The organism is Fictibacillus solisalsi, assembly GCF_900103485.1.
GTDB classification, from domain to species: Bacteria; Bacillota; Bacilli; order Bacillales; family Fictibacillaceae; genus Fictibacillus_C; species Fictibacillus_C solisalsi.
This window is the reverse complement of record NZ_FNHW01000001.1, coordinates 2,781,460-2,802,772: the sequence shown is the minus strand read 5'-3', so window position 1 is coordinate 2,802,772 and position 21,313 is coordinate 2,781,460. Positions and strand designations below refer to the sequence as shown.

Sequence of the window (21,313 nt, the reverse complement as noted above, 5' to 3'; positions counted from 1 at the left end):
TTTATTCACTCCTCACTGGAAATCCAATGGTTTTTGAAGGGGCATCCAGGTACCCGAGCAACTCATCATCCACAGCCAGCAGGGTAATGGAAAAACCGTGCATCTCCAATGAAGTCATATAGTTTCCTGTATAGCTGCGGGCAATCAAGTATTCTCTTTGCTCTAATTGTTTACTTACATAGGTGCAGGCCAGGTACAGTTCTGAGATGGGAGTGCCGCCCATTCCGTTCACCATCAGGGCAATTCGTTTGTCGGTCACTTCTGCGGTCAGCCGATCGAGCAGCTCTGTCACAATCTCATTCACGGGAGCTACAGCTTTCCGTTCAATGCCCTTTTCACCGTGTATGCCGATGCCGATTTCCATTTCGTTTTCGTGAAGCTCAAAGCCGGGCTTGCCGCTTTCGGGCATATAACACGGGGAAAGGGCCATGCCGATGGAACGAACCTGATCGATGGCTTTTTGTGCTGCCTTTTTGACTTCTGCGAGCGATTTTCCCGCTGCGGCAGCTGCGCCGGCAATTTTATGAACAAAAACCGTTCCTGCCACACCGCGCCGGTCTTCCATATTTTTAATAGCAATATCATCATTAACAATAACCGTTTCAACCTGTATGCCTTCAAGTTCGGCGAGTTCCTTGGCCATGTCAAAATTCATAACATCACCTGAATAATTTTTGACGATCAGCAGCACGCCTGCGCCGCCGTCAGCTGCCTTGATTCCCTCAAGCACCATATCCGGCGTCGGTGAGGTAAATACCTCACCGCACACGGCTGCACTCAGCATGCCTTCACCCACGTAGCCTGCATGTGCGGGTTCATGGCCGCTGCCTCCTCCCGAAACCAGCCCCACTTGGCCTGAAGGGGTGCCGTCTTTGCGTTTAATGACATTTACACCTTCTACCTTTTCATAGTAATCAGGATGGGAGCGAACGAGTCCATCAACGATGTCTGTTACAAATTGATTAGGATCCTGCAAGAGTTTATCCAACGTCATCTCTCCTTATCAGTATGAAAATTCGAAACGCTTACATTGTATTCCCTTCTGCTTATCTTATCAATCACCTTCTTACATACAAAGAAAAAGCCCTGCAAATGCAGGGTGCATTAATGAGTGGGTTCAACATCATCCGTTTCAATGTTCGGATCTTCAAGTCCGGCATGGACGCCCCAGTAATAGAAAATGGGAGAAAGAATAGCAGCAACAAGGGTATCCCACGGGGCGTGAATAAGATGATCTGTCTTTGTTCCAGGGCCATAGCTGCCAACAAAGGACATGGCGAGCAGGAACAAATAATAGATAATGAGCCACCATCCGGATTTCAGGTGCAATTTTATCTCTTCTTTTGAAAAGGAAGAGGAACGGTAAGCAGCGATAAAATAAAGGATGAGGGAGAGGATGATGATCGGAATGATAAAAGAAACAACCTTCCACTTGCTCCAATAAATCACCAGGGTTGCTCCCACAAATGCCAGCGGGGTAACCACTTGGGCACCTTTTAGCAAGAAGGGGCGTTTAAGCTCCGGAAGCTTTTTCCTGAGCGACATGAGCGACACGGGACCAACCACAAACGTCAGCGCTTTTAACGAGGTGCTCGCATCGACCAAATCAGCCCACGCCTGAAAGCGGTAAGGGAGCATCCAAATGATCGCCAGCGCCAATGTAAGCCAAAGAGCAGCTCTTGGGAGTCCGCTTTTCTTATCGATCTTACGAAAAATTTTAAAAAAGTAGCCGTTTTTTGCCCAGGCAAACAATGAGCGGGCAGTTGCCGAAAAGTAGATATTTCCGGTGGCTGAAGGAGAGATGACGGCATCTACAAGTACAAGATTGGCGAGCCAGACAACACCCAGTGCAGTAGCCAAATCTGCCCAAGGAGAATCGAAGTGAAGGCCGCTCCAGCCTTCGCTGAGCATGCCGGAAGGTACAGCCCCGATATACGCAATCTGCAGGAGCATATAAATCATTAGACCAATCAGGACCGAGTAAATAATGGCAAAAGGGATACTTTTCTCGGGGCGGCGGGCTTCTCCGGCAAATTCAATCGGCTGACGGAAGCCGTTAAAGGCGAATACGATTCCGGCACCAGTAACCGCTGCGAAGATTCCTTTTGTTCCCCCGGGCGATGCGCCGGTGACGGCAAAATTGGAAGCATCAAAATGCATAAATAAAACGATGATGATGATAGAGGGAACAACGAATTTAAAAACGGTAAGAAAGGTATTGATCTTTCCAAACAACGCGACACTCCAATAGTTAAGGATAAAGAAGAGAAGAATTAATCCGATCTGTACAGCAAATCCCCCAATGGTTGGTGTTCCATCCTTGTGGCCGAGACTGTCAAACCAATACTCCAAATAGCCCCGGACGGCCTGGGATTCAATACTGATGACTGCCGAGTAGGCCAGCATGGAGATGAAACCGATCAAAAAGCCGACGACAGATCCATGGGTAAAATCCGGGTAGCGGACAAAACCTCCCGCTACAGGCATGGCTGCCCCAAGCTCAGCGTATACCAGCCCGATCATCATGATGATGACTGCCCCAATGATCCAGGAAACCCAGGCATAGGGGCCCGCATACTGGGCTCCTGTGGCTGCAGCATAAAGCCAGCCCGATCCAATGATGGAGCCAAGCCCGAGAAACGTGAGATCGAGTGTGCTTAACCTTCGTTTAAATGTTCCATTGTTTTGATTGGACACCATACATTTCATCTCCTGAACGGTTAATGTTGTTTCATGATTAGAATGAAAATTCCCTGAATCATCCAGCTGTAAACACGGGACAAAATAGAAAAACCAGCTTCTCAGGTCTGGGTTCTGAGAAACTGGTTTTTTTATCTTTTTATCATATTGAAATGCGCGTTCAACTGCCCCCTAATCATCGTATCCCGCAATTTTTCCTTTTGGATGTGCTCCTGTGCTTTTTTCAGCTCCTTCCTGATCTCATGCGTCTGAACCCCGTCTTCTCTCTTGTCTGCTATGCTCATCAGCATCTCCACATCTGAAAAGGAATACTTGCGTGTGCCTTTTTCCGTACGGGCGGGAAAGATTAAATTCCGCTCTTCATAATACCGGATTTGTCTCACTGATAACCCTGTTAAGTCTTTAACCGTGCCGATGGAAATCACTTTTTTCTCTTTATATGATGAACTCTCATAAGACACCCACATCACTCCTTTATCAGTGGTGGCACGAAGTTCTTTCCATTACTATAAAGCTTTCTGAATAGAATGAAAAGTGGTATGTTAGATTTTCTGACATAGGAATTGGAGGTGTGAAAAAAAGCCGGAAGGTTATCTTACAGGTTGAGAGATTTTTTCCTGTTCCTTTCGTATACTGAAATCAATTATTCCGGACGAGGGGAGAGAAGCCTTTGTTACGTTTCATCATGCAGTTCGTGATCATCCTCGCCACCCTGGCAGCCGGAAACGCACTGTCATCTGTTTTTCACTTGCCGATTCCCGGAAGTATACTGGGGATGTTTTTGCTGTTGCTCGGCCTGCTGACTGGAGTTGTAAAATTAAGATGGGTGGAAGGTGTCGCAAATTCCCATCTCCGTCACATGACCTTGCTTTTTATTCCGCCAGTTGTGGGCCTGTTATTGAACTGGGGAGCGGTTCACATCCAGCTATGGAAAGTGCTCCTTGTTCTTTCATTGAGCAGTTTGTGCATTTTATTAGGAACAGGCTACTCTGTGGAATTATATGAAAAGAGAAAAAGGAGGAGAAACGGATGATTATCATGTTTGGCAACACCCTGTTAAGTGTAGTGGCTACAGCATTGACCTATTTATTCGGTCTGAGAATTTACCGCAAATCCAATCAGAAGTCCTGGCTCAATCCTTTATATACGGTAACGTTACTTCTTTTTCTTTTACTACCGTTCCTGCATATGGATGTGAAATCTTATGAAAAGGGAAGCAAAATCTTTTCTCTTCTGCTCCAGACGGGAATTGTTTCATTGGCCATTCCTATTTATAAGCAATTTCCGATGATTAAGAAAAACATCAAAAAAATCACCGTTGGAATAGTAAGCGGCGGGATGGCAGGTGTTGCCTCTTCTTTAGTAGTTGCGTTCCTCCTTGGTTTAAAGGGGGATGTTGTGGCGTCGCTGCTGCCCAAAACCGCCACACTGCCAGTTGCTTTGTCTGTGGCCAGTACCCTTGGCGGAACAGCACCGCTAACCATTCTTTTTGTGCTGATTTCTGCTCTTTTTTCGTTGATCGTCGGTCCACATGTGCTGGATGGGTGCAACATTAAGAGCAAAACGGCACGCGGTCTGGCGATGGGGATATCTGCTCAGGCGCTTGGCGCAAATCGTTCCTTCCAATGGGGAGAGGAAGAAGGAGCAATGGGAAGTGTGGGAATGACAACAACCGCCATTCTGGTTTCAGTAACAATTCCTATGGGCATGCTGTTAACAGCATATCTATAGAGAAAGGGGATTTTTGTAATGGAACAGAAAAAGGAAATTCTGATTACAAAACTGATCGAAGCAGGTTTTTATAAATCAGAAAATGGGCATCTTCATGAATTGACATTAGAAGAGCTTTTGAAAGAATATCAAACCTTAAAAATGAAGCCTTTTTGTTAGTAAAATAATAGAATTCAATAAAAGAGCAAAGAATCTATCCATGTTCATGGAAGGATCCTTTGTTTTTTTTTGGTCTTTTTTAAGGAAAGTGGTTGTTGTTATATTCAGAAAATACGTTATAATACAAAGAATACAAAAATTTAGGAGTGAGAAGTGTGAAAGCGTTAGAGAAAGTCAGTGCTTTTTTCGGCAACACGTTTGCGGTCTGGGTGCTATTAATGGCAGCGGCCGCTTTTATTTATCCTCAAGGGTTTACATGGATCGGAAACTATATCGTGTGGCTGCTGGGGATTATTATGTTCGGCATGGGATTGACCCTGTCCGGCTCTGACTTTAAGGAAGTCGCCAAACGGCCCAAAGACGTAGCGATTGGTGTGGCGGCTCAATTTATCATTATGCCGCTGCTTGCATTCGGGCTGGCAACCTTACTGCCGTTATCGCCGCAAGTCGCGGTTGGTGTTATTCTTGTTGGCTGCTGTCCAGGCGGAACTGCCTCCAATGTGATGACCTATCTGGCAAAAGGGGACACTGCGCTGTCCGTTGCTGTAACGTCTGTATCCACGGTGCTTGCCCCCATTTTGACGCCATCATTGATTTTATTATTTGCAAGCAAATGGCTTCCTGTTTCACCCGGTGATTTATTTGTATCAATAGCCCAAATGATCATCATCCCGATTGTTCTTGGCATTATCGTAAAGATGCTGCTTGGCCAAAAAGTGGAAGCTGGTGTGAAGGTCCTTCCGCTTGTTTCGGTTATCTGTATTGTGGCCATCGTTGGAGCGGTTGTTGGCGGAAGCAAAGAGCAGATTGCATCCACCGGGCTTGCTATTTTCGCGGTGGTTGTTCTGCATAACATGCTTGGATTATTGCTTGGGTACTGGGCTGCGCGTCTGTTCAAGATGAGCCCGCCAAAACAAAAAGCGATCTCCATCGAAGTGGGCATGCAGAATTCCGCGTTAGGAGCAGGACTGGCTAGTGTCCATTTCTCTCCGCTTGCTGCTGTACCGAGTGCGATATTCAGTGTCTGGCATAACATTTCAGGCGCTCTGGTGGCGACCTATTACAGAAAGCAGGCTGAAAAATTGGAGGCAAAGGGAGACCGCCCTTCATCTAAAACAGCGTAAAACTGCCGAACCTTCGGCAGTTTTTCTTGTGTTCTGTAACTTTTTTCTCTTTCAACCGTATATATGGTATGGTTTTAGAAGAATGACAGTTTCTTACTTTCTTTCCGTGAATTTTATTGGAGGAATGATGAATGGCTGAAAGAGCTGAAAAGAAAAACCAGTCGAGGATTTGGACGGTTTTGGCTGGGATCGGATTGTTTTTATTAGGTAAATTAAAATGGGTTTTTGGTTTATTAAAGCTGGGGAAATTTGCAACATTGGCTTCCATGTTTGTATCCGTAGGTGCATATGCCATGTTTTTCGGGTGGAAATTTGCCGTGGCCCTCGTCTATTTGCTGTTTGTGCATGAAATGGGTCATCTGGTGGCCATGAAACGGAAGGGAATAGCGACCTCACCGGCTATTTTTATACCGTTTATGGGAGCGGTGATCGGCATGAAAGAAATGCCGAAAAATGCAAAGGATGAAGCGTTTGTGGCTTATGCCGGCCCATTGTTCGGCCTGCTTTCGTTCCTTCCCGCGGTTTACCTGTATGAAACGCAAGGGTCGCCTTTCTGGGGCTTGGTTGTCTTTTTGGGCGCATTTATTAATCTGTTCAACTTGTTCCCGGTCTCTCCCCTTGACGGGGGACGAATTGTTGGTGTCCTTTCTACCAAACTATGGCTGCTTGGCCTGATCTGTATGATTCCGTACATGTTTATTTCTCCTGACCCGATTATCTTTCTTATCTTCCTGTTTGGGATTGCCACGTGGTGGAGAAGAGTGAGAGAGGATTATGTACTGCAGGAGAGCAGGCAGTCGCTGGAGCTTCATCAGAATGAAGAAGAAAAAATTCATGATCTGGTTCGAGAGATGGAGGAATATCGCGATCTTCCCAATTTCCCATATATCGTAGATACCTTTATCGATGAAGGGAGAGTTGAAAAGGAACGGTTGATCCGCAATCTTCCTTCAGGTTTTACCTTGCCTTTTGTTCATGATAAAAAACGACTGAAAAAAGGCGCGATGCTGACGGAAATTAACCTGTTGCAAAAGAGGGAAAAATATTTTCTTTTTCTATACAAGCATGAAGTGATGAAAGAAAGGGAAAAGGAACGTCTGCTTGCTGAACAGAAGTTTCAGTACGGGGAAGATGTTATGGGTGCTGAGCCCGAAGGCGGCCGTCCTGAAAAGGTCGTGGAAGCCTATCTTTTGGCAGTAAAGGAGGAGGCGGGAACCCAGCAAGAGGAAGTGGACCGCCGCAAGAATTATTATGTGGCCAGCTTAAAAACAAAAATTGTGGTCCTTCTTTTATATCTTGCCCTGGCTGGTGTCTTGTCTTATTTCGCAATGTACGGACATACCATTATGGAAGTCCACCGCGAGCTGCTTCAGCGGTAATAAAAATCGACCGGCTTACCATTCTTACGGAAGCCGGGCTAGTTTATTATTTTCGTATCCCGTAAACGATAAGCCCCAGCCCGGCAACAATCCATAGCAATTTTGCCGTGCTGATCTTAGCCGTAATGCCGACCAATCCTAAGGACATGGTCGAAAAGAAAATAAAGGGTCCAATAATGGACAGCGTGGAATTGATCAGCAGGGCCTTTTCAACTGAATTGAAACGGAGCATCAAGAATGCGGCACTTACCTCGCACACTCCCGAGAGAATCCTGATCATGGCCATGCCCAGGACAATTTTCTCAAATACTTGAAACATACAGTCAACCCCCATGATGTGCATGCTGCACGTAGTCGCCGGCCGATATGTAACCGTACAATAAAATGGCTGTCCTTATACTATATGTTGTCCACCGCAAAGTAGAAGTTGAAAGCCATTGCCTTTTCAAAGGGCTGAATTTTCCTGTAAAGTGTGTCATTTAATTGATAGTTTACAAAATTGTTTAAAGAAAAAGATTATTCGACAAAACTTCTTACTATTCGCTAAATGATGCGTTTGACAACATTTTTTTAAATGTGTAATACTATGAATGTATAGGGCTCCTATACAGATTGTCATGACGAAGGGATAGTGAAAGTACATGCAAGGAAAAGTAAAATGGTTTAATGCAGAAAAAGGATTTGGCTTTATCGAAAGAGAAGATGGAGATGATGTTTTCGTACATTTCTCAGCCATCAATTCTGAAGGTTACAAGTCTCTTGACGAAGGCCAAGAAGTTGAGTTTGAAATCGTTGACGGAGCTCGTGGACCACAAGCAGCTAACGTAACCAAACTATAATATTAACTAGCCGATACTTCGGATAATAACCCAGCATTCTTGGAATGCTGGGTTATTTATGTGAATCAATATTCTTCTTCGGATTTGTGAACCTTTTTAAACTTGCCAAACCGTGAACCGAGGTAATAGGCGCCGAGAATAACGGCTACAAAGCCAAGACTGATAAAAAAACCTACCCGCTGATTGGCGTGCAGCAGAGATCCTGCGATCGTAAAAGTAATGAGAGCAATGCCCAGCCAGGATGTTAATGGGTAAGAGGCAGATCGGTAATGCTCTTCGCTGGAGCCGATCTGCTTTCGTTTTTTGATATGGGATGACAGGATGATCACCCAGTTCAAAATCAGCATGATACCGGCAGAGGTTGTCATATATTCATATACTGTGTCCGGCAATAAAAAGGAGAAAAGTACAGAAATCGCAAGTCCGATCCCGCTCAAGCCGAGAGCACCGACAGCAACTCCGCGGCTGTTCTTTTTCTGAAGACGGCCGGGGGCATCACCGTCTTTGGCCAGAGAAACCATAATGCTGGTGATGGAGAACAGAGCTCCTACCATGGTAGAGAATGCAGCACTGATCAATATGACGTTGAAAATCGTGTCCAGGTAAGGAATAGGGAAACTTGCCAGCGCTTTGACAAACGGGCTTTTGTCCTCATTAATGATGTGAAAAGAAACCATCATTAATATAAAGAGAATACTAACGGCGTACAGCACCGTTAATGCGATGACGAGAAATGTGCCGGCTTTTGGTACATCTTTTTTATTTCTTAACTCTGTGGAAAGAACCCCCAGCACTTCAATTCCGCCGTAGGAAAATAAAATAAATATCATGGCGGACCAGAATCCGGAGAAGCCGTTTGGAAACCAGCCGTTTGCAAAGGAAGCAGAAGAAAGTCCTGCTTTCGCACTGTCGGGGGAAATGACTCCTGCCACAGCCAGAATACCAAAACCGATAAATGCGACAAGAGTGGCTATTTTGATCACAGCAAAGAACGATTCAATGCTGCCGAAGTTTTTTACACCGAGCAGGTTGATCCCAAGTGCAAGCACAGAATAAACGACAGATAAGAGCCAGAGAGGCACATGGGGCAGCCAAAGCTGTGTAAAGATGGCCAGGGCAGTTACTTCACTGGACATGATCAAAACACCGGCTGTCCAGTAGATCCAGCCGCTCATAAATCCGACAGGATGGCCGAATGCCTGACCGGCATATGTCCGAAAAGAACCTGGCTGTGGATCCTGTACTGTCATTTCAGCAAGTGCACTAAAAACAAAATAGGCCGTTAAACCGGCAAGGAGGTAGCCGATCAGCACAGATGGCCCGGCTGAATGGATGGAAAGGCCAGATCCCAGAAAAAATCCCGCACCGATTACTGAGCCAATGCCGATCAGTGAAAGCTGCCACCAGGCGAGTTTATGAGATTTCCCTTTCTTAACTTTGCTTTGTTGGACGTTTTTCACACGTTGCTTAACAACATTTTGATTATGCATATCAATCCCTCCTATACCCTACATACCCATTGTGCCCGAAACTTATTTTTCTATCGATTTGATCGAAAATTGTCGAAAAAGTAATTTTATTGTCAAGATATTTTAAAGTTTATGAAGGAATTGTTAACGGGTATATCGAAATATATATACATCACGGAAGGAGGAGTTAAGATATGCAATTTAACATTCGTGGAGAAAACATTGAGGTGACTCCAGCTTTAAGGGAATATGTTGAAAAGAAAGTTGCAAAACTAAAGCGCTATTTTAACGAAACTCCGAACACTGACGCATATGTTAACCTGAAAGTTTACAACAACACTCAATCAGTCGAGGTAACCATTCCGATGACAGGGTTGCTGCTAAGAGCAGAGGAAAGCCACACGGATATGTATGCGGCAATTGACCTCGTAATTGAAAAATTAGAGCGTCAGATTCGTAAACATAAAACGAAGGTGAACCGTCGTTCCAAACAAAATGGAGGCATTCATGAAATGATTGCCAACAGTGCAGACGCCACTACAACTGTTGTTTTGGATGAAGAGGAAGACGAATTTGAGATTGTCCGTGAAAAACGTTTTGACCTAAAACCAATGGATACCGAGGAAGCCATTCTTCAAATGGATCTGCTTGGACATAACTTTTTTGTTTACAATCATGCAGAAACGGGCACGACTAATGTAGTGTATAAACGAAAAGATGGAAGATACGGACTGATCAGCCCGGAATAACCATTAACTTAATTAACGAACAAAACAGCCGGCAAACGAACACGCAAATGTGTTCCTTTGCCGGCTTTTCTGCGTATTTCTTTTAATTAGAAAGGACTTTTCCGTGTGGGGCGAGAAAACAAAAGGATACAGAAATGGGGGTTTTTCATGGAATTGCAACAGAAGCTGTCAGAGATAAAAAAACTTCAGCAGCAATGCGAAGCGGAAGAAAATCTGCAATTAAAATTGAACTGGGACATGCTTGAACGGCGGGATGGCAATAGAAAGGAGGACTTTTTTCATTATGAGGAAGGAGAGCTTTGTGCTTTCCTGGGGATCTATGGATTTGGGAGCAAAGCTGAACTATGTGGAATGGTGCTGCCCGCATACCGCAGAAAAGGAATTTTTACAAAGCTTTTAAGAGGAGCCATAGAAGTTGCCGCACAAGAGTATGATGAAATCCTGCTTAATACACCAGCCAATTCAACATCCGGCCATGCCTTTTTAAAACAAGTGCCATGTGCGTATGCCTTTTCCGAACACCAGATGAAGCGGCAGGGAAAAGCCGTTGAAGGATCACGTGACATCTCTTTAAGACCAACAAGGACCTCCGATTTTGAGTTTGAGATGCAACTGGATGTTGAATGCTTTGGCTTTTCGCTTTCAAAGGCCCGAGAATATAATCAGCGAATAAAAAATGAAAAAGGGCATGACCGGTATGTCATTGAGAAAAACGGAAAAGCGGTAGGAAAGGTAAGAGTGGCCGCTGCAGCGGGAGAAGCCTGGATCTACGGATTTGCAGTTTCTCCGGCAGAGCAAGGAAAAGGGATCGGCAGGAGTGTATTGAATTCTCTTATTTCCTTGGAACAGTCGAAAGGCCATTCGCTGTTCCTGGAAGTGGAAACACAAAATGCACACGCCCTGAAACTTTATGAATCTTGTGGTTTTACGTCCTATAACATGCAGGACTATTATCGCCTTTCGCTTCAGAACATGAACGGCTGACAAACGCATTGTGTTTTTTGACAATTGATGCCTATAATCTACATGAACATGAAAAAGGGGATATTGAGATGAAAAAAATTCTAAAGACCTACCGTTTTCCGCTCATACTGTTGTTTTCCATTGTGATCGGAAGCATCATCGGTTTTACACAGGGCAAGGATGCCGCTGTTTTGAAGCCGTTCGGTGATTTATTTTTGAATGCGATGTTTATGATCGTTGTTCCGCTTGTCTTCTTTTCCATTTCATCGGCCATTGCATCAATGGGCGGTGTTAAGCGATTCGGAAAAGTAATGGGTTCGATGATGGTCGTCTTCCTTTTTACAGGTGTTGTGGCTTCTGTGATTGCAATGGCCGGTGTGAAAATTTATTCACCGTCCAAAGGAGTAAACATCGATCTTGTTAAACCAGAAGATGCCGGAAATAAAGTTTCCATTGGGGACCAAATTGTTCAAACGCTGACGGTTTCGGATTTCTCCGAGCTGTTTTCACGCAACAACATGCTTGCTCTCATTTTATTTTCAGTCCTTATGGGTATCGCTGTTACTATGATTGGCGAAAAAGGAAAGCCTTTCGCCTCCTTCCTGAAATCGGGCAGTGAAGTGATGCTGAAAATGGTCAGCCTGGTCATGTATTATGCTCCAATCGGGCTTGGTGCTTATTTTGCCGCCTTGATCGGGGAATTTGGACCCACACTGCTTGGTTCCTATTTCCGAGCGGTCCTTTACTATTACCCGCTTGCTATTATTTATTTCTTTGGATTTTTTACGCTTTATGCGTTTATGGCCAACGGAAAAGACGGAGTGCGCCTTTTCTGGAAAAACATGCTTTCTCCCTCGTTAACCGCTTTGGCAACCTGCAGTTCCGCAGCCTCCATCCCGGTTAACTTGGAGGCCACAAAAAAGATGGGTGTTCCGGATGATATTAGTGAAACGGCTGTGCCGCTTGGTGCAACGCTTCATAAGGACGGTTCAGTTATGGGCGGTGTCCTAAAAATTACGTTCCTTTTCGGGATTTTCGGCCATGATTTTTCCGGTATCGGAAATTACCTGCTCGTGCTCGTCGTTTCCCTGCTTGTTGGCATGGTAATGGGCGCTATCCCACAAGGCGGCATGATTGGCGAAATGCTCATTCTTTCCTTGTTCGGGTTTCCAGTAGAGGCACTGCCGATCGCAGCTGCCATCTCCACCATTATCGATCCGCCGGCTACCCTTCTCAATGCAACGGGGGATAATGTAGCGAGCATGCTTACTGCACGTCTGGTGGAAGGTAAAAAAAGGATGAAGGAAACCGTCATGAAACTTGGCGAACAAAAGGGAGCATAATCCCTTGGGCACGGCCAATTACGGCTGTGCCTTTTTACATAATTGTGGGTTTAAAACGCCCTGTGAACGTCCATCCTAGATGGAAATTACTTTCCACTCCTTTTGGAACTCCTTCTAAAAACAAGAAGGAACAGGGTAAAGTCACCTTAAAGCTTTTTGTAAATTCTTTTACATTTCCCCACTTGTATCTTATTTTCTTTATACTGGGAAACAGAGTGTTTGTGAAAGAGCGTGTAAAATAATTGAATTGACAGCTATAGAAGTTTCAGCTTTCTTGTCGTAAAATTCACAAACTGATAGAATAAGTAATAGCACTTATTTCCTGAACAGAGGAGCGTTAGCAGATGATAGGATTGCTTAAAAAGATATTCCCGAGCACGAATGAACGAAATTTAAATAGATACCAAAAAATTGCCGACCAGGTGGACGGACTGGGAGATGCCCTGAAAGGTCTTTCGGATGAGGAACTGAGCCAAAAGACCGAAGAATTTAGAGAGCGCGTCTCCAACGGAGAATCTCTTGATGCTCTTCTTCCTGAGGCATTCGCGGTAGTACGTGAAGCGGCTGACCGTGTTCTCGGATTACGTCCTTATCCTGTTCAGATCATGGGGGCAACTGCTCTTCATGAAGGCAACATTGCCGAAATGAAAACAGGTGAAGGTAAAACGCTTGTAGCGACCATGCCGGTGTATTTGAATGCACTTGAAGGCAAGGGTGTCCATGTTGTTACGGTCAACGAATATCTTGCACGCCGTGACTCCGAATTAATGAGCCCGTTGTATAACTTCCTTGGCCTTACTGTCGGATTGAACATTTCCGATATGTCCAGAGAAGAAAAACAGGAAGCGTATGCTGCGGACATTACCTATGGAACAAACAATGAATATGGATTTGATTACCTTCGCGACAACATGGTGGTCTATAAGGAACAAATGGTTCAGCGTCCACTCAATTATGCGATTGTCGATGAGGTTGACTCCATCCTTGTCGATGAGGCGCGTACACCGCTGATCATTTCCGGTTCAGCTCAAAAATCGACCGAGCTTTACATGATGGCCAACATGTTTGTCCGTACGTTGAAAAAAGAAGAAGATTACACGGTTGATATTAAAACCAAAAACGTTCAGCTTACGGAAGAGGGAATTACAAAAGCGGAGCAATATTTCAATATCGATAACTTGTACGATTATAACCATGTTACGCTGAACCACCATATTAACCAGGCATTGAAAGCCAATATCATCATGATCCTGGATGTGGATTATGTGGTACAGGACGGTGAGGTTGTTATTGTTGACCCATTCACTGGCCGCCTGATGGCAGGACGCCGTTACAGTGAGGGGCTTCACCAGGCCATCGAGGCAAAGGAAGGCCTGGAAATTCAGCGTGAAAGCATGACGCTTGCGACCATTACGTTCCAGAACTACTTCCGTATGTATAACAAGCTTGCCGGTATGACGGGTACAGCGAAGACGGAAGAAGAAGAATTTCGCAATATTTACAATATGGAAGTCGTGGCGATTCCAACGAACCGTCCGATCGCCCGTATCGACAATTCCGATTTTGTCTATAAATCCATGGCTGGGAAATTCCGTGCGATTGTAAAAGAAATCCAGGAACGCCATGAAACTGGCCAGCCAATTCTTGTGGGTACGGTTGCTGTTGAAACATCCGAACTTCTTTCCCAAATGCTTCGCAAAAAAGGTATCCCGCATAATGTATTGAATGCGAAAAACCATGAACGTGAGGCAGAAATCATTGAAAATGCCGGCCATAAAGGCATGGTGACCATTGCAACCAACATGGCAGGTCGTGGTACGGATATCAAGCTTGGAGAAGGAGTCCGTGATCTGGGAGGCCTTCACATCCTGGGTACGGAACGCCATGAATCCCGCAGGATTGATAATCAGCTACGCGGTCGTTCCGGACGTCAGGGAGATCCTGGATCTTCCCAGTTCTACATTTCCATGGAAGATGAATTGATGCGCCGATTTGGTTCCGACAACATGATGAACATGATGGAACGCCTTGGAATGGATGAAGATACTCCTATTGAAAGCAAGCTGGTTACCAAAGCGGTCGAATCCGCACAAAAACGCGTGGAAGGCTCTAACTTTGATGCTCGTAAGCAGTTGCTCCAATATGACGATGTTATGAGACAGCAGCGTGAGATCATCTACAAACAGCGCCAGGAAGTATTGGATGCTGAAAACCTTGGTGACATTGTTCTGAAGATGGTAGACTCCGTTATCGAACGCATTGTAAAAGCTCATACACAGGAAGAAATCGTGCAGGAAGAATGGGATCTTGATGAGATTGTTAACTATTCCGTTGCAACCTTCCTGAATGAAGATGATGTATCTGCTGATGATCTTAAAGGTCTTGATCAGGAAGAGATCATCGAACTTCTGAAAGAAAAAGCACACTCTGCTTTTGCTGAGAAGGAATCACTCATTGAACCTGAGCACATGCGCGAGTTTGAAAAAGCGGTTATCCTTCGTGCGGTAGACTCCAAATGGATGGATCATATCGACCAAATGGAACAGCTCCGCCAGGGGATTCACCTCCGTGCCTATGGCCAAAATGATCCGCTTCGCGAGTACCAATTCGAAGGCTTTGAAATGTTTGAAGCGATGGTTGCGGCCATTGAAGAAGAGGTTTCCATGTATATCATGAAGGCTCAGGTTGAGCAAAACATGCAGCGTGAGCAGGTGGCAGAAGGAAAAGCCGTGGTTCCGAGCGATAAGCAGGAAACAAAGCGCAAACCCGTGAAAAAGAAACAGGACATCGGACGCAATGCTCTTTGTCCTTGCGGAAGCGGTAAAAAATACAAACAATGTCACGGAGCGGAGAATTAATTCCTCCGGGATGATATAATAAGAAAAGGTGCAGGGAGAGTCGGAGGATCCAGACTCTCTTTGCTGTGTCTATTTACAACAGCTAAGCATATACTCACGATTATGAACCAAAAATACGAGGTGGCAGAGATGGAATTAGTAGAAATTAAGCAAGAGCTCAATATTATGGCTAAGCGATTAGCGGACTTCAGGGGGTCTCTTTGACCTCGATCAAAAGAAGGCAAAAATAGCCGAGCTTGACGAAAAAATGAGCGCACCGGAATTTTGGGATGACCAAAACGCTGCACAAACCGTGATCAGTGAAGCCAACGGATTAAAGGATCAAGTCAACCAGTTTGAAGATCTGAACGGCCGTTATGAAGACATGGAAGTCGCGCATGATATGCTGAAGGAAGAGTTTGATGCAGACATGCAGAAAGAACTGGAACGTGATCTGAAAGATTTGGTTGATGCGCTGAATACGTTTGAGCTCTCCCTGCTTTTAAACCAGCCGCATGACAAAAACAATGCGATTCTTGAGCTTCATCCGGGTGCCGGCGGAACGGAGTCACAGGACTGGGCTTCCATGCTTCTTCGCATGTATACCCGCTATGCGGAACGAAAAGGATTTAAGGTAGAAACGCTGGATTATCTTCCGGGAGATGAAGCAGGTGTTAAAAGTGTTACTCTTGGCATCAAAGGCCACAATGCCTATGGCTATTTGAAAGCGGAAAAAGGGGTTCACCGTTTGGTGCGAATCTCCCCGTTTGACTCATCAGGACGCCGACATACATCCTTCGTTTCTTGCGATGTGGTTCCTGAACTTAATGATGATGCAGAAATTGAAGTTCGCACAGAAGATTTGAAAGTGGATACGTACCGCGCGAGCGGAGCAGGCGGGCAGCACGTAAATACGACGGACTCAGCCGTTCGGATTACGCATATCCCGACAAACACGATCGTATCTTGCCAAACGGAACGTTCACAGATCAAGAACCGTGATCGTGCCATGAAAATGCTGAAGGCCAAATTGCTGCAGCGCAAGATTGAAGAACAGCAAGCCGAATTGGCAGAAATCCGCGGGGAACAAAAAGAGATCGGCTGGGGAAGCCAGATCCGCTCTTATGTGTTTCACCCGTACAGCATGGTAAAAGACCATCGCACCAACACTGAGATGGGGAACGTTCAAGCGGTAATGGATGGAGATATTGAATCCTTTATTGACGCATACCTTCGTTCACAGATTAAATAATTTTTGTAAAAGCCGGTCCTGGTCAGGGCCTGGCTTTTTTTATGAAATGATGAAAAAGCAGCCCGGAGTTTTTCAAGGGGCTGCTTTTTTGCATGGATATGTAGTTTATTGAAGAGGCAGGGATTGCTCAGGCACAGGGATATTGCGCTGCAGAACCTCAATTTCATGTTCAAGGTAGGAAATATAATGTTCCATCTGTTCAAAGCGTTGCAGCACCGCCGAATGATAATGGTCTAAATCCTGTTCAAACCGATCAAAATTGTGTTCCATTGTGTCCAGCTTTTTTTGATACACATCCAGTCTGCTCAGTGCTTCCTCCATACGCTGCAAAATGAGAAGATACATCTTTTTCTCATCCATTTTTTACACATCGCCCTTTCTGTCTCGGAGTTTAGTTCAATTTTAACCGAATCCTGTCCAAAAATGTTAAGAATCTTTCGACAAAAGTAAAAAAGTGGAAATGACTCTTCCGTTTATTCCTTTACCGCGTCATCGGAATCTCATTCACAGGGCAGACTAGTAGTGATATAATGAGTCGGGTTTTATGGTTTTACAACTAGAGAACTTTCGGAAAGTAGGTAAATGAACGAATGATGACAGCTTTGCGAAGGCGCAGAGGAGTTTTGCCGCCAAAAGCAGAATTAGCTTTGGAATATATTTTTGTAGTTATCGGATCCGCTTTTGTGGCCTTGGCATTTTCGGTTTTTTTATTGCCTAATAAGATTGCCTCCGGCGGTGTCAGCGGAATCAGCACCATCCTGAAATGGGTGGCCGGCTGGGATCCTTCCTACGTGCAATGGGCATTGAACATTCCGTTGTTTTTTGCCGGTATTATTTTTCTCGGAAAGCAATTTGGCGCAAAAACACTGATCGGTACTGTGGTACTGCCCTTATTTGTTTTTCTTTTCAATGGCTGGGGAGCCGCAACCAATGACCCCTTGCTCGGTGCCTTATTTGGCGGATTGGGCGTTGGGGCTGGCCTTGGCATTGTATTCAGAGGCAAGGCTTCAACAGGCGGTGTTGATTTGCTGGCGCAGATTGCTCATAAATATTTAGGAATATCGCTTGGAACATGCATCCTCTTTATTGATGGAACCATCGTGCTGACGTCTGCCCTTGTTTTCGGTCTGGAAAAAGCCCTTTACGCACTGATCGCCATGTTCTTAACCGCAAAAACGATTGATGTGGTTCAGATGGGGCTAGGGGTATCCAAGGTGGCTTTGATTATTTCCGATCAGGAAGAAGAATTGAGGCAAGGAATCCTGACTGACCTTTATCGTGGTGTGACAAAGATCAATGCGCTTGGCGGGTATACACAGGACGAGCGCCCGATGCTGATGTGCGTTGTTGCACAATACGAAGTGACAAAATTAAAACAGTATGTAAAAGGAGTGGATCCTTCCGCATTCGTCATCCTGCTTAATGCAAACGAAGTGCTCGGGGAAGGATTCAAACGAGCATAAGTTTAACAAAAAGAAGCAGTTGAGTCTTAATTTCAACCGCTTCTTTTTTTCGGTGAAAAAAGTTGCGGAATATTGAGAAATTATGGATATGGCTTATTTCTTTCACTTCTACCGACAAGACAGGACATGTACGGGCGAAAGGGTATGTTTGTTAGCTTAAGAAAAAAGTCTGTTCAAGATCGTTAAATATCGGCATAGCAAGGAAACAGGCCATCCCCGTCTGTTTTCTAAAAAAATGCGAAAGCTGTCGGATTTTCTTTGGCGTCAGACCCGAAAGATAGGTAAATAGTCCCTTGTTTTGGATCGGGAAGTTACCAACTTGAAATCAAATTGTAATAAAAATCGCAAAATCCGATGTTATAATAGGAATTACGGGAAAAAACACCAGTTTTATATGAATTGGTTAAAATAGATTGTCGAATGAAAAATGTGGTTGGGGAAATTAGAGTTCATGAAATAAGGAAGTGAATGACGTTGATAGAAATGAAGGATGTATGGAAAACATATCCCAATGGCGTGATGGCCTTAAATGGGATTGATATCTACATAGATAAAGGTGAGTTTGTTTATGTAGTCGGGCCAAGCGGTGCAGGTAAATCCACTTTCGTTAAGTGCATGTACCGTGAAGAGAAACCGACAAAAGGTTCCATTCTTATTCAGGGGACCGATCTAGCGAAGTTGAGAGAACGGCATATTCCGAAAATGCGCAGAAAAATTGGCGTCATTTTTCAGGATTTCAAATTGCTGCCGAAGCTGACCGTATATGAGAATGTTGCCTTTGCGCTTGAAGTCATTGAGGAATCGCCAAAAGTCATTCGCCAGAGGGTCATGGAAGTGCTTGATCTCGTAGGTTTGAAGAATAAGGCACGCTCTTTCCCTGATGAACTATCAGGCGGAGAACAGCAGCGTGTATCTATTGCACGGTCCATCGTCAACCGTCCTCCGGTTATCATTGCGGATGAACCGACAGGAAACCTTGATCCGGAAACGGCTTGGGAGATCATGGACATTTTTAAAGAAATCAATGAGCGTGGCACAACGGTAGTGATGGCCACTCATAATAAAGACATTGTGAACAGTTTCAAAAAGCGCGTAATTGCCATTGAAGGCGGCAGAATCGTGCGTGACGAACAGAAGGGGGAATACGGCTATGAAATCTAGAACCCTAAAACGTCACTTTGCAGAAGCATTTAAAAGTCTCGGAAGAAATGGCTGGATGTCATTTGCCTCCGTTAGTGCGGTAACGGTTACTTTATTGCTTGTCGGCGTTTTTCTAGTGGTGCTATTGAACTTGAACCATCTTGCCAGCCAGATTGAAGGCGATGTGGAAATTCGGGCGTATATTGACCGCACGACCAAACAAACCGAATATAACGATTTGCAGCAAAAAATGGAGCAAATTCCAAATGTGAATGAAGTTAAATTCCAGTCCAAGGAAGACGGACTTCAGGAATTGATTAAAAGTCTTGGAGATGAAGGGAAGGCTTTCTCTTCCTTAAAAAATGAGAATCCATTACCTGATGCCTTTATCATCAAAACCAAGAAGCCTCAGGATACATCAACTGTCGCTTCTGAAATTGAAAAGTATGACCATATCAAGAAAGTAGATTACGGACAGGGAACCGTTGAGCGGCTGTTCAAAGTGACAGGCGTAGCCAGAAATGTCGGACTCGTGCTGATTGTTGGATTAATCTTTACAGCAATGTTCCTCATTTCCAACACGATTAAACTTACAATTGTTTCCCGCCGCAAAGAAATTGAAATTATGAAACTGGTAGGGGCAACAAACGGATTCATCCGCTGGCCGTTCTTCATTGAAGGATTTGTGCTTGGTCTGATGGGAGCGATCATCCCGATTCTCGTTGTGGTGTTCGGGTACCAGTTCCTGCATGGACAAGTGAACAACCAGCTTGATACCGTGTTTGTTAAATTATTGCCGGTCTATCCGATGGTGCTGCAGCTTTCTGTAATGCTGGCTGTAATTGGCGGATTGATTGGAGTATGGGGAAGCATGACTTCCGTACGCAAATTCCTAAAAGTATAAGCCATTGACAGGGGTAGAAAAGGGGAGGACTTGAGTTGAATAGAAAGATCGCAGGATTAACACTATCATTGAGCCTCGCTCTTAGCGGTATTACAGCATACCAATCATCTACAACAGCCAGCGCAGAAACGCTAAAGAGCATTAAAGAGAAAAAAGAGGCGAATAAGAAGAAACAAGACGCAGCAAACGCAAAGCTCAGACTGAATGAAAAGAACCAGGAAGCAACTCGAAACGAAATTGCACGAATCGATCAATCAACTGCTGATACAGAAAGCAAGATCAGCAAAAAAGAAACAGAGATTCATAATACAAAAGATCAAGTGGAGCAGCTAAAAAAGGAAATTGAGATTGTTCAAAAAAGAATTGACAAACGTGACAAGCTCTTAAAGGACCGGATCAACTCCATGTATCAAAGCGGCGGAGCAGTCCAGTATCTTGAGGTAGTTCTAGGATCCAAGAATTTCGGTGATTTCCTTGACCGGGTAGTGGCGCTTAATCTGATTGCCGATCAGGACCGCCAGCTTCTTGAAGAGCAAAAGAAGGACAAAGAACTGCTTGAAGATAAGAAAAAGACAGTTGAAGACAAGCTGGCTGCTTTGGAAGATAAAATGAAAGAACTAAAAGATTTGAAAAAACAACTGGATGCTCAAAAGAAAGAGAAAACAAGATTGATGGCATCCTTAAAGAAAAAGCATTCCAAGATTGAAGACGACGTTGAAAAATACGAAAATGCGGCTGAGTTGTTAAACAGCCAGGAACAGGCCATTAAAGAAGAGAAGGCACGCGCCAAACAGGCAAGTGAACAACAGAGCACCAGCGGCAGCGCAGGGAAAAATGCTTCCAATACAGGCTCTGGAATGATCATGAAGCCGGCAGCCGGTGTATTCACCTCTGGCATTGGTTCCCGCTGGAACAAGTTCCATGCCGGCGTGGATATCGCCCAAGCTGGAAAAGTTCCGATTTATGCAGCGGCTGACGGAACAGTGATCCGTTCTGATTACTCTTCCTCTTATGGAAATGTAATCTTTGTTACGCATAACATTAACGGCCAGACCTGGACAACGGTTTACGCCCATATGAGAGAGCGTGTCGTGCAAGGCGGTTCGGTAAAACGCGGACAGCTGATTGGCTATATGGGGAACACGGGACATTCATTTGGTCAGCATCTGCACTTTGAACTTCACAAGGGGCCTTGGAATGCATCCAAGTCTAATGCAGTTGACCCTCGTCCATATATGTAAACAGAAGAAAAATATGGACA

Annotated in this window: 20 protein-coding genes and 1 pseudogene; 15 read left to right on the top strand and 6 right to left on the bottom strand. The window is 44.7% G+C overall.

The genetic code is table 11. The features are described from left to right. Nucleotide 1: 1 nt before the first annotated feature. The 3 genes from dhaK to BLT53_RS14350 all read right to left on the bottom strand — a co-directional run bounded on the left by dhaK (nucleotide 2) and on the right by BLT53_RS14350 (nucleotide 3,161). Nucleotides 2–988 (bottom strand): dihydroxyacetone kinase subunit DhaK, encoded by a 987-nt coding sequence (gene dhaK, locus BLT53_RS14360; RefSeq protein ID WP_090235762.1) that lies wholly within the window; start codon nucleotides 986–988, stop codon nucleotides 2–4. Between the two features lie 116 nt (nucleotides 989–1,104). Further along, nucleotides 1,105–2,700 (bottom strand): APC family permease, encoded by a 1,596-nt coding sequence (locus BLT53_RS14355; RefSeq protein ID WP_244520417.1) that lies wholly within the window; start codon nucleotides 2,698–2,700, stop codon nucleotides 1,105–1,107. Nucleotides 2,701–2,831: 131 nt separating this feature from the next. Further along, nucleotides 2,832–3,161 carry a MerR family transcriptional regulator gene (locus tag BLT53_RS14350; RefSeq protein ID WP_090235759.1) on the bottom strand — a complete coding sequence of 110 codons (330 nt, stop codon included), beginning with the start codon at nucleotides 3,159–3,161 and terminating at the stop codon, nucleotides 2,832–2,834. A gap of 209 nt (nucleotides 3,162–3,370) precedes the next feature. On the opposite strand from BLT53_RS14350, the gene BLT53_RS14345 reads away from it, so the two are divergent. The 5 genes and pseudogenes from BLT53_RS14345 to BLT53_RS25795 all read left to right on the top strand — a co-directional run. Next, nucleotides 3,371–3,733, top strand: coding sequence for a CidA/LrgA family protein (locus tag BLT53_RS14345; protein ID WP_090235757.1), 363 nt, complete (start codon nucleotides 3,371–3,373; stop codon nucleotides 3,731–3,733). Then, nucleotides 3,730–4,431: an LrgB family protein gene (locus tag BLT53_RS14340; protein ID WP_090235756.1), complete on the top strand. Its 702-nt coding sequence runs from the start codon at nucleotides 3,730–3,732 to the stop codon at nucleotides 4,429–4,431. Before BLT53_RS14345 ends, BLT53_RS14340 begins: the two co-directional genes overlap by 4 nt. Before the next feature lie 18 nt (nucleotides 4,432–4,449). Continuing rightward, nucleotides 4,450–4,590: a Fur-regulated basic protein FbpA gene (fbpA, locus tag BLT53_RS14335; protein ID WP_082635796.1), complete on the top strand. Its 141-nt coding sequence runs from the start codon at nucleotides 4,450–4,452 to the stop codon at nucleotides 4,588–4,590. A gap of 155 nt (nucleotides 4,591–4,745) precedes the next feature. Beyond that, on the top strand, nucleotides 4,746–5,714 hold the full coding sequence (locus BLT53_RS14330) for a bile acid:sodium symporter family protein (protein ID WP_090235754.1): 969 nt from the start codon (nucleotides 4,746–4,748) through the stop codon (nucleotides 5,712–5,714). Between the two features lie 131 nt (nucleotides 5,715–5,845). Beyond that, nucleotides 5,846–6,389, top strand: a pseudogene (locus tag BLT53_RS25795) (site-2 protease family protein); the annotation flags it as partial. A 750-nt stretch (nucleotides 6,390–7,139) separates the two neighbouring features. Here BLT53_RS25795 and BLT53_RS14320 read toward each other — a convergent pair. Beyond that, complete coding sequence (locus BLT53_RS14320; protein WP_090235751.1) at nucleotides 7,140–7,412, bottom strand: YqhV family protein; 273 nt, start codon at nucleotides 7,410–7,412, stop codon at nucleotides 7,140–7,142. 322 nt (nucleotides 7,413–7,734) lie between these two features. Between BLT53_RS14320 and BLT53_RS14315 the strand changes: the two genes are divergently transcribed. Next, entirely contained in the window at nucleotides 7,735–7,932 is a 198-nt protein-coding gene (locus BLT53_RS14315) for a cold shock domain-containing protein (RefSeq protein WP_061971922.1), read from the top strand. Nucleotides 7,933–7,997: 65 nt separating this feature from the next. Here BLT53_RS14315 and BLT53_RS14310 read toward each other — a convergent pair whose 3' ends face one another. Further along, nucleotides 7,998–9,422, bottom strand: coding sequence for an amino acid permease (locus BLT53_RS14310; RefSeq protein ID WP_090235750.1), 1,425 nt, complete (start codon nucleotides 9,420–9,422; stop codon nucleotides 7,998–8,000). Between the two features lie 173 nt (nucleotides 9,423–9,595). Between BLT53_RS14310 and hpf the strand changes: the two genes are divergently transcribed. The 5 genes from hpf to prfB all read left to right on the top strand — a co-directional run bounded on the left by hpf (nucleotide 9,596) and on the right by prfB (nucleotide 16,545). Next, nucleotides 9,596–10,150: a ribosome hibernation-promoting factor, HPF/YfiA family gene (hpf, locus tag BLT53_RS14305; RefSeq protein ID WP_061971924.1), complete on the top strand. Its 555-nt coding sequence runs from the start codon at nucleotides 9,596–9,598 to the stop codon at nucleotides 10,148–10,150. A 147-nt stretch (nucleotides 10,151–10,297) separates the two neighbouring features. After that, on the top strand, nucleotides 10,298–11,134 hold the full coding sequence (locus BLT53_RS14300) for a GNAT family N-acetyltransferase (protein ID WP_090235749.1): 837 nt from the start codon (nucleotides 10,298–10,300) through the stop codon (nucleotides 11,132–11,134). Between the two features lie 68 nt (nucleotides 11,135–11,202). Further along, a complete protein-coding gene (locus BLT53_RS14295) occupies nucleotides 11,203–12,456 on the top strand; it encodes a dicarboxylate/amino acid:cation symporter (protein WP_090235747.1) in 1,254 nt (417 codons plus the stop codon). A gap of 344 nt (nucleotides 12,457–12,800) precedes the next feature. After that, nucleotides 12,801–15,314: a preprotein translocase subunit SecA gene (secA, locus tag BLT53_RS14290; RefSeq protein ID WP_090235745.1), complete on the top strand. Its 2,514-nt coding sequence runs from the start codon at nucleotides 12,801–12,803 to the stop codon at nucleotides 15,312–15,314. A 129-nt stretch (nucleotides 15,315–15,443) separates the two neighbouring features. Beyond that, nucleotides 15,444–16,545, top strand: a protein-coding gene (prfB, locus tag BLT53_RS14285; protein WP_139168408.1) for a peptide chain release factor 2 whose coding sequence is annotated in 2 segments (ribosomal slippage) — nucleotides 15,444–15,515 and nucleotides 15,517–16,545 — 1,101 coding nt in all. Because the reading frame shifts where the segments join, the coding sequence is not laid out codon by codon here. A 105-nt stretch (nucleotides 16,546–16,650) separates the two neighbouring features. Here prfB and BLT53_RS14280 read toward each other — a convergent pair. Further along, on the bottom strand, nucleotides 16,651–16,905 hold the full coding sequence (locus BLT53_RS14280) for a hypothetical protein (RefSeq protein WP_090235744.1): 255 nt from the start codon (nucleotides 16,903–16,905) through the stop codon (nucleotides 16,651–16,653). A gap of 230 nt (nucleotides 16,906–17,135) precedes the next feature. Here BLT53_RS14280 and BLT53_RS14275 point away from each other — a divergent pair, with 230 nt between their 5' ends. The 4 genes from BLT53_RS14275 (at nucleotide 17,136) to BLT53_RS14260 (ending at nucleotide 21,293) form a co-directional block, all read left to right on the top strand. Beyond that, nucleotides 17,136–18,008 carry a YitT family protein gene (locus tag BLT53_RS14275; RefSeq protein WP_244520416.1) on the top strand — a complete coding sequence of 291 codons (873 nt, stop codon included), beginning with the start codon at nucleotides 17,136–17,138 and terminating at the stop codon, nucleotides 18,006–18,008. A gap of 474 nt (nucleotides 18,009–18,482) precedes the next feature. Continuing rightward, nucleotides 18,483–19,169 carry a cell division ATP-binding protein FtsE gene (gene ftsE, locus BLT53_RS14270; RefSeq protein WP_170834354.1) on the top strand — a complete coding sequence of 229 codons (687 nt, stop codon included), beginning with the start codon at nucleotides 18,483–18,485 and terminating at the stop codon, nucleotides 19,167–19,169. Beyond that, complete coding sequence (gene ftsX / locus BLT53_RS14265; protein ID WP_090235742.1) at nucleotides 19,159–20,052, top strand: permease-like cell division protein FtsX; 894 nt, start codon at nucleotides 19,159–19,161, stop codon at nucleotides 20,050–20,052. Before ftsE ends, ftsX begins: the two co-directional genes overlap by 11 nt. A 35-nt stretch (nucleotides 20,053–20,087) precedes the next feature. Beyond that, nucleotides 20,088–21,293: a murein hydrolase activator EnvC family protein gene (locus tag BLT53_RS14260; RefSeq protein ID WP_090235741.1), complete on the top strand. Its 1,206-nt coding sequence runs from the start codon at nucleotides 20,088–20,090 to the stop codon at nucleotides 21,291–21,293. Nucleotides 21,294–21,313: the final 20 nt, after the last annotated feature.